Source organism: Bacillus sp. SM2101 (genome assembly GCF_018588585.1).
GTDB classification, from domain to species: Bacteria; Bacillota; Bacilli; order Bacillales; family SM2101; genus Nanhaiella; species Nanhaiella sioensis.
In genome coordinates, this window is the sequence record NZ_JAEUFG010000013.1 from 109706 (window position 1) to 124527 (window position 14822).

Sequence of the window (14822 nt, forward strand, 5' to 3'; positions counted from 1 at the left end):
TGTATCAGCCCCCTAACGTTCTTTTGATGTCACTAATTAGGTATTGTGGATTCAAATAACCTTGGAAAGATTTTAATAAGAGATCTCTCCAACTTAGTGAGTTGCCATAGGCAAATAGGTTTTCTTTTAGGAATTGAATACTAGAGTGGGAGTCTGAAAAACCAAACTTTCTTTCGAGAATAGTACTCAGCTGAGACGAGATTACTTCACCTAGTAAATAATTATGATAATAGACAGGGAGTGTTGTAAGGTGAGCTTTCACTGCCCAAACTGGAATATGACAATCAGGAGGTCTATCAATTTTTTGTACATCACTCACTATACTCCACCACAAATCATTGAGGTCTTGATTTGGATTGGAATATAACTCTTCCTCAAATGTAGTAAGTGTAATTGTCCAATAAAGCTTAACCAAGAAGTTTTGAATAAAGTCTTGTCTGTTTACAAAAGCATCAGTATGTGCGTTCTCACCTGATATAACACTGCAGTACCAACTTTTTTTATATACCAATCTTTCAAAAAATATTGCAATAGCTTCACTCATAAAAATTTCTGAAGATTTCTTTAAGATAAAAGGAAGGCCTGGACGAATATTATGTTCATAAACAGCATGTCCTAATTCATGCATTAATAAAGATAGTGATTTCTGATTTTGATGGTAATTGGAAGAAATCCGAACATCTTTCTCACGATCAATATTAAGACAGAAATTTGCTTCACTTTTATGTCGATTGTCAGATATATCACTATTTTTTAATATACCGGATATGTCTATCCCGCTCTCATTAAACCAGCTTTTCAACTTGTATAAAATATTATCTACAGACAAGTCAGACTCTTTAAAATAACTTAATTTGTATTCTTGGAAGAAAGGGTGGGAGTAATGCCAAGGTCTAATAGAATTATCGTTTATCCCATATTGTTGCTTTATTTGATAATCAATATTTTCCTTTATTTTACGATAATCCTCATCTAAGCTACTCCTTAAATGATGGATGATAGATTTTAGCTCTTTAGAGCTTAGTCCCTGACTAGCTAATTTAAGTTCATAAAAGTTATTAAACCCTTTTTCTTTTGCTATAACATTTCTCATGTTTACCAGATCAAGAAGACCCTCACTAAGTTTTGAACCCAAACTCATATACTTAAACCAAAGGCCCTTTCTTTTTATTATGTCTTCTTCAACTTCAAGGAGTCTCAGAACCTCAGTCTCTCTTATTTGTTTGCCGTTGTATTCGGTTGTATTTGTCGCAATCCGATAGTGCATTTCATTCCACAATTCAGTATATTTTTCTTGGAGAGTTGGATTTAATGATAATTCAAGCATTTCATTATATATACTTACTACTTGTCTTTTATGGTATCTATTAATATACTTTTCTCTATTTAGTTTGTTTATTTGTTGAACTAAATACGGAGAGGATAATTCTTTGTTATATGATTTCTCGTCTTTTTCAAGTTGATTTACCCATTTCTCATTATTACTAGTAAGGGTCATCCATAACGATTGCATATATCGCTGATATTTGTTTTGAAGTTTACTATTTACTAATGAGAGAATTAAATCAGTTTTATCATGATTCAAATTAAATTCCTCCTTTCAGTAAAAGTATAAAAAAAAAACACTAATGAGACTCTGCTTTATTTGTTTACAAAAAATCGCACCTATATTTTATTTGGTTAAATTTGAAAGGAGATTAATTAGGCAGATCCTTATACTCTAGACAATTTTTGCATTTTCCTCTCAGAAGACGCCCACTTAAATCCATAACAATGCGAAGTGAGAGGAATTAATAGGGCGATGAATGACCGTTGTTGTAAGTCATACGACTCAACAACGATAATTATGGAATAACTTCGTCCGAAGTATGAACATGTGGTACTTATTTCAAGTGTGTAATATTTAAAAATTTTGAATGTTTATGGAAAAATAGTATATTTTATTTTATACTGAAAATTAGTAAGTATTGGGAGGAGATTATAAGTGGAGAAAGCTACTCAAGAAAATATACAGAATATTATTAATCAAACTAGAGTAGTTCACAATGAATTCAATGAGTTAATAAAACCATACAGGTTAGATTTATGGAAATATTGTAAATATATAACGGGTTCACCATGGGACGGCGAAGATTTATTTCAAGAAACATTGCTAAAGGCTTTTACTTCTTTAACTCAACTTTGGAACACGGTTAACCTCAAATCCTATTTATTTAGAATTGCAACAAATACTTGGATAGACTTTAAGAGGAAAAAAACTGTTGAACAAGAAGACTTAGATATAAGTCAAAATCAGTATTTTGACGAGAAAGAATTACCTAAATTCAAAGTTAGAGAGTCTTTGGAAATTTTGTTAATCTACCTTTCACCTAAACAGGCATCAATCTTTCTATTAATGGATGTATTTAACTTTAGGGCATCTGATGTTGCATGTATGACAAATATTTCTGAAAATAGTGTTTATACTTCACTACATAGATCAAGAAAGAAGTTAAAAGAAGAAATAGATACGATTCCCATTTACAAACAAAATTCAACCCAAGTTAAAAATATTAACCCGATTATTGATGAGTATTTAAAGGCTTTTAACAGTGGTAATGTAGAAAAAATATTAAGTTTAATGAGTGATCAAATCTTGAATGATGCTTCCCCAGGTTTTAAAGAGCAAGGCAAAGATGAAGCAAAAAATGGTTCTTTAAAATTTGGTCTACCTGGTCATTTAGGAAAAAGAATTTTTTTATGGGGAAAAGAAGTTAATATTGTTCTAGCTGAAACTAAATTTGGTTATAAACTCCATGATATAAATTACCAAATATTATCTGATGATAAAATAGTGGTACATAAAAGTTACTTTTTCTGTAGGGAATTATTAACAGAAGCGAGTAAAGTACTGGATATACCCATACAATTAAATAAACCTCCGTTAAATTGGGAGGAAAATTAGAGGGTGCATACTTTTATGCACCCTTATTATTCTATCAAACTTTCTAATTTCATTACAATATTCTTAATTTCTGATGAATTTATTTGATTTAGTTCATTATTTATATAAGTAAGAATTTCCTGCGAGGCAATTTGTCCTATTTCAATATTATATGCTTCAAATAAATAGCGTTGAAATCTATGGACTAACTCTATTGATTCCTCATTTGTTAAATTTAGACCCAATAGAACCACTCCTTTTTTAACTTATGATTATTTCTAATGAATTCTTCACGTGTTTTGGATTAATTCTTACTATAGCATTTTTTCTTATACAATCTACAAAGTGGTCAATAATTCCAGAATTCATCTTTCCATCACTACGAAGAATAGGCTCTATATATTCTTCATTTAATTTACCATTAAACTCTTCTATTTTAACTATCTGTAGTTCTTCCCCAAATATAATGATTCCTTCAGTGCCGTATAGAACAGTTCGATGATCTTGTAATGGATTATTCCAACTTACATTAATGGATCCGACAACACCAGATTTAGTTCGCAACGAAATAGAGGCTCGATCATCAATTACGCCATTTTTGGCAACAAACCAACTTTTAAATGGTTCATCTAGCAACCATTGGATTAGATCAAGCTTATGAATTGCTAAATCTCCAACAACACCAAACTCTGATAATTCCTTCTTAAAAAACCAGCTGTTTTTCTCATCAACACTCCAAAACTGAGGTCCAGGATGTTGATAGTTTGAAGTAAATTGAATAATATCACCGATTTTTTTTTCATCAACTAACTTCTTAACTCTTTTATGCACAGAATCAAACCTTTGATTGTGTCCAGGAAGTAAAACCAGATTGTTTTTTTCTGCTGTTTTATATAGTTTTTCAAGGTCATCTAAGTTAGTTGCAATAGGTTTTTCTATAAGTACATGCTTTTTATGATTAAGCGCTTGCATTGCATGCTTAGCATGCAATGCATTTGGTGTACAAATAGAAATCATATCAATACTATCATCTTCTAATATTTTTTCTGGTTTATCCGTGGCAATAGGGATTCCAAATTCTTCAGCTACTTTACTGGCCCTTTTCAAATTTAGGTCACAAATACCAACAAGTTCAATATCATTTCTTTCAATATATTCTGGAATATGCCTTACTTGAGCAATTTTACCTGAACCAATTATTGCGGCTTTTAATTTACTCATTAGCTTCACTACCTTCAAAAACCTGTTCTTGCTTAATTACATCGTAACTGTCATTTCCTTCAGTAACGGAAATAATTTGATTAGCTCTAATGTTTTTAAATACCTGTTTTTCACCACTCGGCCACATGATTTCTAATTGGTCAAGTGCTGTACTTTTTCCTAACCCTAGATGAACTCTTGGGTCACTCTGTGCCCCAAAGCTATTTCCTCCATCTTTTTCGATAACTGTTTTAACACCATTATTAGTAAAGGTTAATCTAGTTCCAATTGCCTCTACATTACTAGGGAAGACTCCGGTTAAGTCAATTTTAATCCAATTATGTTCATTATGTTGATTATTACTATATACTTTTGCTGGTGCTGATTGGTTGGCAAATATTAAATCCAGGGTACCGTTATTATCTAAATCTCCTACAGCAACACCTCTGCCATCATAGCGAAAATCAATCCCAACCTCACTAGCTATGTTATGAAATTTTCCATTCTCATTTAAAAATATGGCTTTTTGCTCGTACCCTGACATGCTTTTATCCCCCATTGCAGGCCAGTTTTTTGCATCTTCTACAATGTTTCCAGGTGTTGTCGCTAGAGTTCCCATATCAAACCAGTACGTTTTATCTTTATTTGCAGAGATATAGCCATTGGTTACAACTAAACTCATATTTCCTGAGTTATTTACATCAAAAAATCTTGCTCCCCATGACCAACCGGCTAATTTTACGCCAAGCTCTTGTGCACGATCAACATAAGTACCATTATCATTCATGTGCCATAGTTGATTTCCCTCTAAAAGGTACTTTTCTTTACTAATATTGCTTATATAGTTTGCAAAATTCCCATCATGAAAGACATCAGCAAAATCAACATTCATGCTTTTAAAATTATCGTCCCCAATTCCTCTATCTTGGACAATCTTTTTAAACCCTTTCCCATCTTGGTTCATATATAATGAATCAGGTCCAAAATCATTAGCATTGTATAGGTCTGGCCATCCATCTTTGTTTAGATCAACAGAGCCTGTAGCTAAAGTCCACCCTGTATCATCGACGCCTAATTCTTTTGAGACGTCAGAAAATGTACCATCGCCATTGTTTTTAAAGAGATAATTATCTCCACCGTTTCGTGCACTTTCAAAGTCATCATGAAATATCTTTGTTGTATTGAGATCCCATAAATTAATTTCATCTCTAAAATAGTTCCCTACATATAGATCAAGATTTCCATCCTTGTTATAGTCAAATGTAATGGCATCTGCAGCATAGCTAAATACGTCAATATTTGATTCTTTTGTTACATTATTAAAGGTACCATCGCCATTATTTTTAAAAAGTTGACTCTTTCCCCACGCACCAACAAATAAATCTTGCCATCCATCATTATCATAATCAAACCATAAAGCTGTTTCTGAAATTCCATTATTGTTGACTAATCCAATTCCAGAACCACTTGTTACATCAGTAAATGTCCCGTCTTGATTGTTTTTGTAGAGATAATTACTTGTTCCTTTTTTAGAGTTAATTAGATACACATCAACAAAACCATCTTTGTCATAATCATTTAGATAAACACCGGCTCCTGTAGATGTTAGCCATGGCATTACATTATTTACTTTATCATCGAATTTTGCTTTATTATGTGTAAATTCTATCCCGGATTCTTTTGTTATATCTTGAAAATTAACACCATAATCTTTTCCCTTTGGTTCCTGATTACATGCTGATAACAGTACCATTAATGTAAGTATAGGTATAAAAAGTAATTTATTTGTTCGCTTCCGCATATCCATTCTCCTTTATTTGTTGTCTGATTCCATCTATCCATAACACATAGAAGTCATGGTTATTACAGGTTTTATTTAGATCATCCTTTACTTTGTGAACCAAATCTATAAGATTGTTAGCATAATTGATTAAGTCTTTAGGAAGGTTTTCGATAGTCATTTCCCATAAGTTTGGATCTTGACGTTTACGTGTCTCAAGACCAAATGCTAGACCTTGTATAAAAGGTGCTAGGTCTTCTTTTTCCTCGATTGATTGGATGATCTTTTGTCCAAGGAATAAATTATCAAATATACTATAGGCTACAGCAAGCCCCATTCCACTAAGGATGTCGTTTCGATAAGGGAATTGTTGACCTAATCTATTTAATTCTTTTAAAGCAACATCCCACTGAAACCGGCTAATAAACCACAAACTTCTTCCAAACCCTTGAAAACAAACACGTTTTTGTTGCTCAGAGAAGTTATTAAATAAATTAATACATTGTTTGTTGTAGATATAGTGGAAGAGGCCTATCTTGAACCCTACACCATCGAACATAATATGTGAGTAATTAGGGTTTAATTGATTTACTAATTTGGAGTATTTCTTTTGATCATATTTGTAAAGTAAATGTAGCCACCATCCTAATCCAACATAATATTGATAAATTGAAGCAGGTGATAATTGGTTTATTTGCTTTTCAAAGTGAGAACCCTTATGCCTAGCAAAGCTGGATTTAATACCAAATCCAATTGCAGTACCTTCATAAGAAAAACCTCTATAGAACTGTGGGTTTAATTTTTGAAGGACAAGACTTAAAAGCTTAGTGGAAGGGATAATTAATGGAGATAGTGCACCTGTGAAGAAGCTGACAAGTACATGCTTAAACCTTTTCTTAAAGAAACTGTCTTGGTTATTAAAATAATGTTGATAAAAGTAGAACCATCTTCTAGTAAACCTGTATTTATAAGACTTCAATTTTTTTCCCACCTTAAACAAGGTATTGAAACAGATCTTCTACTTTTCGTAGATTAATAAGTTCCTCTTCATTTATAACTACACCAAACTCCCTTTCTAAATGTACTGCTAGTTCAAGAGCCATTAGTGAATCAACACCAATTTCTTCGAATGTGCTTTCGTTTTGGATTTCTTCTTGGTTAATATCAGCGATTTCGGCAATAAGACTAAGTACCAAATCTGTTTTTTCTTGGTAATTCATATATCTTCATCCTTTCTATATTAATCCCCCATCAACTGTTAATGTTTGACCTGTTATATAAGACGCGTTTGATGATAAAAAGAAAAGAATTGTCTTAGCAACTTCTTCTTTTTCGCCAAGTCTATTAAGGGATATTTGTTTTTTTGCACTTTCTTTCTTTGAATGAGGGATGCTATTTAGCATATCCGTATTAATATATCCTGGTGCAACACAGTTTACCCGAACTCCGAAGCTTCCAATTTCCCGAGAAAGAGCCTTTGTAAAACCTATTATCCCTGCTTTTGCTGCAGTGTAATTGACTTGGCCAACGGTGCCTATTATTCCGGAAATTGAGGCGATATTAACAATACTTCCTTGCTGTACCAAAATTGTTCTAAGTAATTTTCGTGTTAAATAAGCAGTACTATTTAAGTTTACTTGAATTACATTATCCCATTCATCATCTTCCATTTGAAAAAAGGGCTTATCTATATTGGTTCCAGCATTATTTACTAAAAAATGTATTTTAGGAGATATATTCGAAACAGTGTTTAATAGATGGTCTATTTCTTCTTTTTTACTAAAATCACAAGGAACCCCTTTAACAAATACATCATATTCACTAAATTCTTCTATTAATGATTTAGCTTCTTGAATACTTTTGTTATATGTGAACACTACATTGGTTTTGTTTTTAACAAGTAGTTTGACAACCTCACGACCAATTCCCCTAGATCCTCCAGTAACTAATGCCGTTTTTTGTTGAAAGTCAGTTGAATTAACTAGCAATTAATTTCCCCCCTCACTTTTATACTTTTTCAATTATTGTTGAAGCATTAAACCCACCATAAGCTGCGACAGTTTTCATCAAACTTCTTACCTTTTTGTTTTTCGTACTAGTCACGAAAGGTAAATTGTATTCATTGTTAATGCTTGATTCCCCGTGGTTAATAGGAGGAATAGTGTTTGATAGAATGCTATTAATTCCGAAGATTAATTCTATCAAACTGTTTGCTCCAAGTGTATGACCTATATAACCTTTGAATGCAGTGATATCTGGAACTTTTGAACCCAATGAATCAAAAGCATCCTTAATTCCTCTAGATTCATATTTGTCCCAGAAAGGTATACCTGTTCCATGTGGGATAATAAGGTCTACACTTTCTCCATACCTTTTTAATGAGTTCTGAATTACTTTTCTGTAAGATTGGGCTGTCACATCGGGGAGGTTTATTCTCCATGTATCTTGAAGGAATGATGTAGTAAAATATTTCGCTTTAGGATTTATGTTTCTTTTGTTTAAGCTTTTTTCTGACTCTAATATAACTGTTCCTACCCCATCTCCTAATATTGATCCAGTTGCTTTATTACTAAAGGGGGTAATGTTACCATTTGTTGAACTAAAACCTTTCTCACTTAACCATAAATGTTCAGTAACATGAGCATAGTCACCAGCTACAACTATCACAATATCGGCTTGATCCATTTTAATAAGGTTACTACCCAAGTCTAAAGCGTATAAACCAGAGGCACAGGCATTATTCACTGTGTATGTAGGCCCATTAATTCCTAATGTCTTAGCTAGATAATATAAATATGTGTAGTTTTGAAGTCTGAAAAATTTGTTTTTATAGTGATTAAATGAATTAACGGGATTGGTGGAATCCAATCTTGTTTTTTCTTGTAGGAGACTATCAATAAGTGTATTAACACCTAGATTTTCATGACCAATAATTAAACCTATTCTTTTATCCTTAAAAGACCTAGCATCAATATTAGCATCTTCTAAACATTGTAGTGTGGAAAGAAGTAATAATATAAAATCTTTATCTTCTTTTAAAAATTCATCATCTATTCTAAGGTCATTGTATTTGTTAAATAAACTATTAATAACTTCTTCTCTAATGGAATAGACAGGGTATTTTTGCATGCTACCATTACTTAACTTGTATTCTCGTTCAATAGGCTGACTATTTGTTTCGAAAATCTTTATCCAAGACTCTTTCTCATTTCCTAAGCTCGAAATGAGATTGGTTCCTGTTACATAAACATTGTCCATCAAGTTCTCTCCTAGTTAAGTTCTATATTTATCATGGTCTGATCTGATTGAGTAGATAAATAGGTTTTTGCTCTTTCCTGTTCTTTTAAGATTCGATAAGAGTTATTTAGTAGGTGTGGAATAATATCTTGAGCTTCTATCTCATTATATTGGTGAATTGGATTAAAAGATCTGCTTATTTTGATGGGTACCCCATTTTTTCCTGAGTTGTTGGGACTCACTTTTTCTAACAATACAGTACTTACATGTTCGAATCTAGGAAGATAATCTTGAACGGTTGTTCGATATTTTTGTGGTGGATAAATATTTAAGTCACAGACTATAACTCTTTCTATCTCTCCCTGTTCTAAAAGTTCATACGCATACAGTAAACTTTTTTGTCCGGAATAAACCCCTTCGGAAATAGTAATATTTGGTCCACTAAGTTTTAGTTTTATAGAAATGTGTCCAGCAACAACATTTAGGACTGTTCCTGGGAAAAATCTAGGATTTACACTATTAGGACCGTATTTATCTGAGTCTTCAAACATGTCTTTTATAGCATGTAGACTACCGAAATTATTGGAGACAATAACCCCAGTTCTATCATCTTTTTCTTTAAAATTTGGATAACCGGCAAATCTAAACGCCTCACTAGCAGATATACAACCATATTGACTTACCTTTGGTAGTATACGTAACCCTTGTAAGTATTTATAATTCAAGGAATCTGGAGGTATTAGCTCCTTCTCCATTTCTTCACTCAATCCAAATCGAGAAATAAATTTCTCAACACCTAAACCAAAAGGAGAAATAGATGAAATGCCCTTTATTTGGATCATTATTATACCTCCACTTCACCAATTTTGTTGTGGTTAATCTTTTTTGATACCCATATACGAAATGGTATAATAGTTAAAAGACTAATGACAAACAAAGCGTAGAATTGAGGGTTTGGAATACGATAAACACGAAATACTGCATCAACAAATGCAACTAACAAAGCAAAAATGATCCTAGATTTCCTTGTGGTAGGAGTAGATTTTGGATCTGTTATCATAAAGAAAGCAAATAATTGGAGACCTGCACCAAATAAAGGGCCTATTGCAGCAAATAATGGAGCTCCTAATACAAAGTGACGGAATAATCCAAATACGGTAAACCCTCCTAAAAAGGTTAAGACAACATCAAGTCGGTTTGCTAGGTATGTTGCAATTAACCCAAGACATAGAATTACAGCCATAATTAAATATCCATTAGACCATTGTTTTGGTGTACTAACAGCGTATTCTTGTAAAAAAAACAGTACTAAAACAACTGCAACATTATTTGGGTTAAAAATATGTCCTTTTTTAAACTTGATGACAAACTTTAAGAATATAGAAATAAAAGCAGTAAGTGCATATACCCAGAGCAAATAAGAGCTAACTAAGAGTCCAACTCCCATCCCAGTAATCACTGCACTAATAGGAAATAAATTCCATTTTTTGTGAAAAATCTTTGTTAAGATAATCTCAGTGAGAACCGTTACAGACACTGATGTTATAACAGCATCCCACTTTTGATAAAAATCTAAATAAAATTGTCCTCCAATTGTAAATGAAGCAAGAAACAACAAAACAAAATATCTTGGATCTATTTTATATTCACTCCAAGAAGTAACCACTCTTAATTTATTTTCTTTTAAGTTAATCATAATTTCCTCCTATTAAAAAGCTTTTCCTATAATGATAGAAGAATTAATTCCTCCGAATGCATATGCGTTAGACATAACAAACATACTTTTAAAGCTTTCAGGCTTATCCCATAAGACGTCTACATTTATTCTAGGATCAAGACTTTTCACATTTGCAGTTGGAGGGAGTAACTTCTCCTCCAGTGCTTTTATACATATTGCTGCTTCAATTACACTTGCAGCCCCAAGTGTGTGACCAATATTACCTTTAATTGAGCTGGTTTTCACACTTTTCCCAAATAATTCGTACAATGCATTCCCTTCCATTAAGTCATTTGCCGGTGTACCTGTTCCATGGGCACTAACATATCCAATATCAGATGGTTTCATGTTTGCTTTTTCTAGAGCGGCTTTCATTGCAGATATGGCACCAGCGGCAGCAGGATCTGGTTGTGTAATATGGTGCGCATCACAATTCATTCCATAACCTAAAATAGAAGCTTTTGCTTTTCCACTTCTTTTAAGTAGATGTTCCATAGTTTCTAAAATTACGACTCCAGCACCTTCCCCTAAAATTAAACCTTTTCGATTTTCATCGAATGGTCGACAAAGATCTGGTGACATAGCTCTTAAACTACTGAACCCAGTAAATGCTACCCATGATAAAGCATCTACACCAGCGGCAATCATAACATCTGCACGACCACTTTCGAGTTCATCTACTGCTTTTGCAATAGAAAAATTCCCTGCCGCACATGCATTTGTTATTGTCCATGATGGACCTGTAAGATTGTAATAATTTTTTACATTCTCAGAAAGGACTTGTGGGCCATATCTGTTGGTGGCACTATCTTTATCTAATCCATCTAGTTCTCCCATTGTTGTGCCAATACAAATACCACATCTTTCTATATCTTGAATATCAATACCAGCATCATGGAGTGCATCATCAATAGAGGTAATCAACATACTTGATGCTCGTCCTAATTTTAAGACGTCATCAAAACAAACTAAACTTAAACCTTTTACCTCACATGCATTTTGATTTTTGTGTTTGTCTATAGAAAATGTTTTTACCTTTTCGGTTCCGTGTTTTTTAGTTAATAATCCTGACCAAGTGTCATTAATATTTGTTCCTAACGATGACATAACAGCTGTTCCAGAAGCTAGAATAGGACTCATATTAATCCTCTCTCCTCTCATAATCTACTCCCAAAGAACGTTTAAATTAGTAATAGAAGGGTCAGGCCTTTGGAAAATATCAATTCCTCTTTCTTCTCTTACCAAATCAAGTGCTTGGTCGTCAGATAGGTTAGTCCTTAATTTTAATTGATGGTTATCAGGAAATTTTTTTAGACCAGTACTCCAGACAAGCTTCCCTTGGTCAACTTGTCCATCTTTTACATAAGCATCACCAAGTGCTGTGTAACAATTAGGCCAAAACTCAAAATCTGTACTGTTAAAGGTATTTTCTGCTGAAACACAATATGTTAGGTCCTGTATGGATTTACTTGAACGCTGTAATCCAGCAGGCCAATACAAATTATTTAATCCTCTTGCATAATGGGCTAATATATCATAGGGATCTTCTTCAAGAATAGAGTTTAGTATATTAATAGATTGTGCTGATTTTTGACCAAGGTTAGCTGTTCCAAGGTCTGGGGTTTGTAAGTAATCGACATATGCAAGGGCATTGTTAAGTTTAATTTCATATGTTTGTGAAACTGTACCACTAAATTGTAGAAATAAATCCGTTTGATTCATCTCAAGATAAAGGACCCTAAGATCATTAATATATCTTAAGTTTGTTGGTTCTAATTTTACGATTTTCTTTAAATAGGGAATTGCTTCTTGACTATTCCCGTCCTCTATAAGCTTTTTGGCAAATAAATAGGCATTTTCATGATTGTCATTATTCACTTTTTCGAGCGGCAAGTTTTTTGTCTCGGTAAGATTCTTCGAAACTAATTTTTCTTTGTCAAAATTTAGATTTAAATCTTCTATTGAAATTGTCTTATCCAATTGTGGAATATCATAGCTCTTGTATAGTTTGTATACTACAAATACTCCACCTATCAAAAATAAGGCTAAAAGAATAATTAAAAATTTTTTTAACATACACTTATACCTCCGAGGTCATATTTTTGGTTCTGTAAGTTGAAGGGTTAACTCCTACGATCTTTTTAAACATTCGAGCAAAATGAGTTAGGTCATTATATCCAATGGAAAAACATACATCCGTAACTGTATCTCCTTTTTGTAGTAGTAACTTTGCTTTCTGTATCCGTTTACTAATCACATATTCTTTAAATCCTTTTCCAACGTATCTTTGAAACATTCTAGAGTAATGGCATTTACTTACATATGCCTGTGAAGCAACTTTCTCAAGTGACAGTTCACTATTACATATGTTTTCTTCCAAATAAGTTAAAGACTGATGAAAAAACGGGTTATCATTTGAGGGTTCTACGTAGGTTTCAATTGAATCCAGAAAGGAATTGAGGAACATAACCTTCATTCGATTTAATCCTGTTAAAATCATGATGGTTTTCTCTGCTTTTAATTCATTGAACTGCCATTCAGAAGGAAAGGAATTTATATTCGTTAGTAGGATATATACAGAATAATTTTCCCTTTTTATTAGTTGTTCCAAATCGTTAAAACTACTAATTGTTATAATAGTGATATTTTTCCTTATATCCCCAAACCATTCATCAAAACTTATGTCCTGAAGAGTACACGGGTAATACAGTATTGCTGGTTTCATGAGTGTACCTCCCTAATGTTATAGTTGGAATCATATTTCTATGTATTAATATACTAGCAACAAAAAAAATATATTGTTCTTGGTAAAGTTGTTGGTAATCCAGGGTAATTTGACCAAATAATTATGGGTTTACTTGAATTCAAGTAATGTTTCAGTAAAAAAAGCGGAATGAAGGGAAATAAAAACTTAGAAAACTATCCAAAAGTTTTATAAGTTATGAGTATCAATAATAAAGGAGGAAGAGATGGACTATAAAATTCTTATTTGGAAACATAATTTAAGTAATGATGAAGTATTTCTGTGGAGGAACAAAGGCATTGGTGGTTCAGATATAAATGCCCTTTTAGGATTGGATAAAGGAAAAAGTAAAGAGATGCTTTTTAAAGAGAAGAGTGGGCAAAAAGTTAGAACATCTAATGATTATTTTAAATTTCATATGAGGGTAAAGAGCTTTATTGCCGAAGAATTTAAAGAAAGGACTGGAATGAAATTACACCGAAGAAATGCAATACTACAAAATAAAAAATACCCCTTTCTCATTGCCAACGTTGACAGATTCATAGTTGGTCAAAATGCTGGTTTACTTTGTAAAGCAACGTCCAATAAAAACTATATGTTTAAAAAAGACTTAGTTCAATCTCTTAACCTTCAATGTCAACATTATATGGCTGTCACAGGTGCAAAAAGATGGTGGGTTGCACTATTGATTGGTGGAGTAAACTTTCATTACTTCTACGTAGACCGAAATGAAGAGGTAATAAAAGTTATTATAGAAAAATGTGAAGAATTTTGGCATGACAAAATGGGTCAAATAAGTAAGAGTTGAGTTTTCTAATTGGTTCCCATGTCAAAGGAACTATAAAAAAGGATTATGCAACAGCTCCTATATTAAACGATGTTATGACAAAAAGTTTGTTATCTTTATAATTTATGAGAAAGAGACAACACACGGATTAGTATTTCAATTTTTTAAGATAAAAAACTTTAAACCATATATAAAGAAGAATACAACCCCAATAAGGCTAATGGTCCCTAGAACCGTTAGCCTTTTAGTTTGAGGGGTGACAACAAGCTCCAGATAACACAACAGACTTTCTGGCAATTTTCTTAAAAGCACCCTTATTCCCTCCACCTTTAATATGTCCATCATGAACCATGAGATTTAACCCTTTCTTTTTGGCTAACTTATTAGTATTACTTTGACTACCACCAATTATAGCTACAGTTTTCATTACTAACA

Annotated in this window: 16 protein-coding genes; 2 read left to right on the plus strand and 14 right to left on the minus strand. The window is 32.7% G+C overall.

The window, feature by feature from the left end:
* Nucleotides 1–4: 4 nt before the first annotated feature.
* Nucleotides 5–1585, minus strand: a complete 1581-nt coding sequence (locus JM172_RS14245) for a gluzincin family metallopeptidase (RefSeq protein ID WP_214483031.1) — start codon at nucleotides 1583–1585, stop codon at nucleotides 5–7.
* Nucleotides 1586–1984: 399 nt separating this feature from the next.
* On the opposite strand from JM172_RS14245, the gene JM172_RS14250 reads away from it, so the two are divergent.
* Nucleotides 1985–2944: an RNA polymerase sigma factor gene (locus tag JM172_RS14250; protein ID WP_214483032.1), complete on the plus strand. Its 960-nt coding sequence runs from the start codon at nucleotides 1985–1987 to the stop codon at nucleotides 2942–2944.
* Nucleotides 2945–2970: 26 nt separating this feature from the next.
* On the opposite strand, the gene JM172_RS14255 is transcribed toward JM172_RS14250, so the two are convergent.
* The 12 genes from JM172_RS14255 to JM172_RS14310 are packed head-to-tail and all read right to left on the minus strand — an operon-like array spanning nucleotide 2971 to nucleotide 13582.
* Nucleotides 2971–3168 (minus strand): DUF2164 family protein, encoded by a 198-nt coding sequence (locus JM172_RS14255; RefSeq protein WP_214483033.1) that lies wholly within the window; start codon nucleotides 3166–3168, stop codon nucleotides 2971–2973.
* 16 nt (nucleotides 3169–3184) lie between these two features.
* A complete protein-coding gene (locus tag JM172_RS14260) occupies nucleotides 3185–4144 on the minus strand; it encodes a Gfo/Idh/MocA family protein (RefSeq protein ID WP_214483034.1) in 960 nt (319 codons plus the stop codon).
* On the minus strand, nucleotides 4137–5924 hold the full coding sequence (locus tag JM172_RS14265; protein ID WP_214483035.1) for a CRTAC1 family protein: 1788 nt from the start codon (nucleotides 5922–5924) through the stop codon (nucleotides 4137–4139). The genes JM172_RS14260 and JM172_RS14265 overlap by 8 nt, the downstream gene beginning before the upstream one ends.
* Entirely contained in the window at nucleotides 5905–6882 is a 978-nt protein-coding gene (locus JM172_RS14270) for a DUF1702 family protein (RefSeq protein ID WP_214483036.1), read from the minus strand. Before JM172_RS14270 ends, JM172_RS14265 begins: the two co-directional genes overlap by 20 nt.
* 13 nt (nucleotides 6883–6895) lie before the next feature.
* Nucleotides 6896–7123, minus strand: coding sequence for an acyl carrier protein (locus tag JM172_RS14275; protein WP_214483037.1), 228 nt, complete (start codon nucleotides 7121–7123; stop codon nucleotides 6896–6898).
* A 15-nt stretch (nucleotides 7124–7138) separates the two neighbouring features.
* Nucleotides 7139–7891, minus strand: coding sequence for a 3-oxoacyl-ACP reductase FabG (fabG, locus tag JM172_RS14280; protein WP_214483038.1), 753 nt, complete (start codon nucleotides 7889–7891; stop codon nucleotides 7139–7141).
* Between the two features lie 19 nt (nucleotides 7892–7910).
* On the minus strand, nucleotides 7911–9161 hold the full coding sequence (locus JM172_RS14285; RefSeq protein ID WP_214483039.1) for a beta-ketoacyl synthase N-terminal-like domain-containing protein: 1251 nt from the start codon (nucleotides 9159–9161) through the stop codon (nucleotides 7911–7913).
* An 11-nt stretch (nucleotides 9162–9172) separates the two neighbouring features.
* Nucleotides 9173–9982 (minus strand): beta-ketoacyl synthase N-terminal-like domain-containing protein, encoded by an 810-nt coding sequence (locus tag JM172_RS14290; RefSeq protein WP_214483040.1) that lies wholly within the window; start codon nucleotides 9980–9982, stop codon nucleotides 9173–9175.
* Between the two features lie 2 nt (nucleotides 9983–9984).
* On the minus strand, nucleotides 9985–10836 hold the full coding sequence (locus JM172_RS14295; protein ID WP_214483041.1) for an RnfABCDGE type electron transport complex subunit D: 852 nt from the start codon (nucleotides 10834–10836) through the stop codon (nucleotides 9985–9987).
* A gap of 12 nt (nucleotides 10837–10848) precedes the next feature.
* Nucleotides 10849–11997 carry a beta-ketoacyl-[acyl-carrier-protein] synthase family protein gene (locus JM172_RS14300; RefSeq protein WP_214483042.1) on the minus strand — a complete coding sequence of 383 codons (1149 nt, stop codon included), beginning with the start codon at nucleotides 11995–11997 and terminating at the stop codon, nucleotides 10849–10851.
* A gap of 24 nt (nucleotides 11998–12021) precedes the next feature.
* Nucleotides 12022–12933: a tetratricopeptide repeat protein gene (locus tag JM172_RS14305; protein ID WP_214483043.1), complete on the minus strand. Its 912-nt coding sequence runs from the start codon at nucleotides 12931–12933 to the stop codon at nucleotides 12022–12024.
* 4 nt (nucleotides 12934–12937) lie between these two features.
* Nucleotides 12938–13582 (minus strand): AraC family transcriptional regulator, encoded by a 645-nt coding sequence (locus JM172_RS14310; protein ID WP_214483044.1) that lies wholly within the window; start codon nucleotides 13580–13582, stop codon nucleotides 12938–12940.
* A gap of 244 nt (nucleotides 13583–13826) precedes the next feature.
* Between JM172_RS14310 and JM172_RS14315 the strand changes: the two genes are divergently transcribed.
* Nucleotides 13827–14408 (plus strand): YqaJ viral recombinase family nuclease, encoded by a 582-nt coding sequence (locus JM172_RS14315; RefSeq protein WP_214483045.1) that lies wholly within the window; start codon nucleotides 13827–13829, stop codon nucleotides 14406–14408.
* Nucleotides 14409–14631: 223 nt separating this feature from the next.
* On the opposite strand, the gene JM172_RS14320 is transcribed toward JM172_RS14315, so the two are convergent.
* On the minus strand, nucleotides 14632–14814 hold the full coding sequence (locus tag JM172_RS14320; protein ID WP_214483046.1) for a hypothetical protein: 183 nt from the start codon (nucleotides 14812–14814) through the stop codon (nucleotides 14632–14634).
* Nucleotides 14815–14822 lie beyond the last annotated feature (8 nt).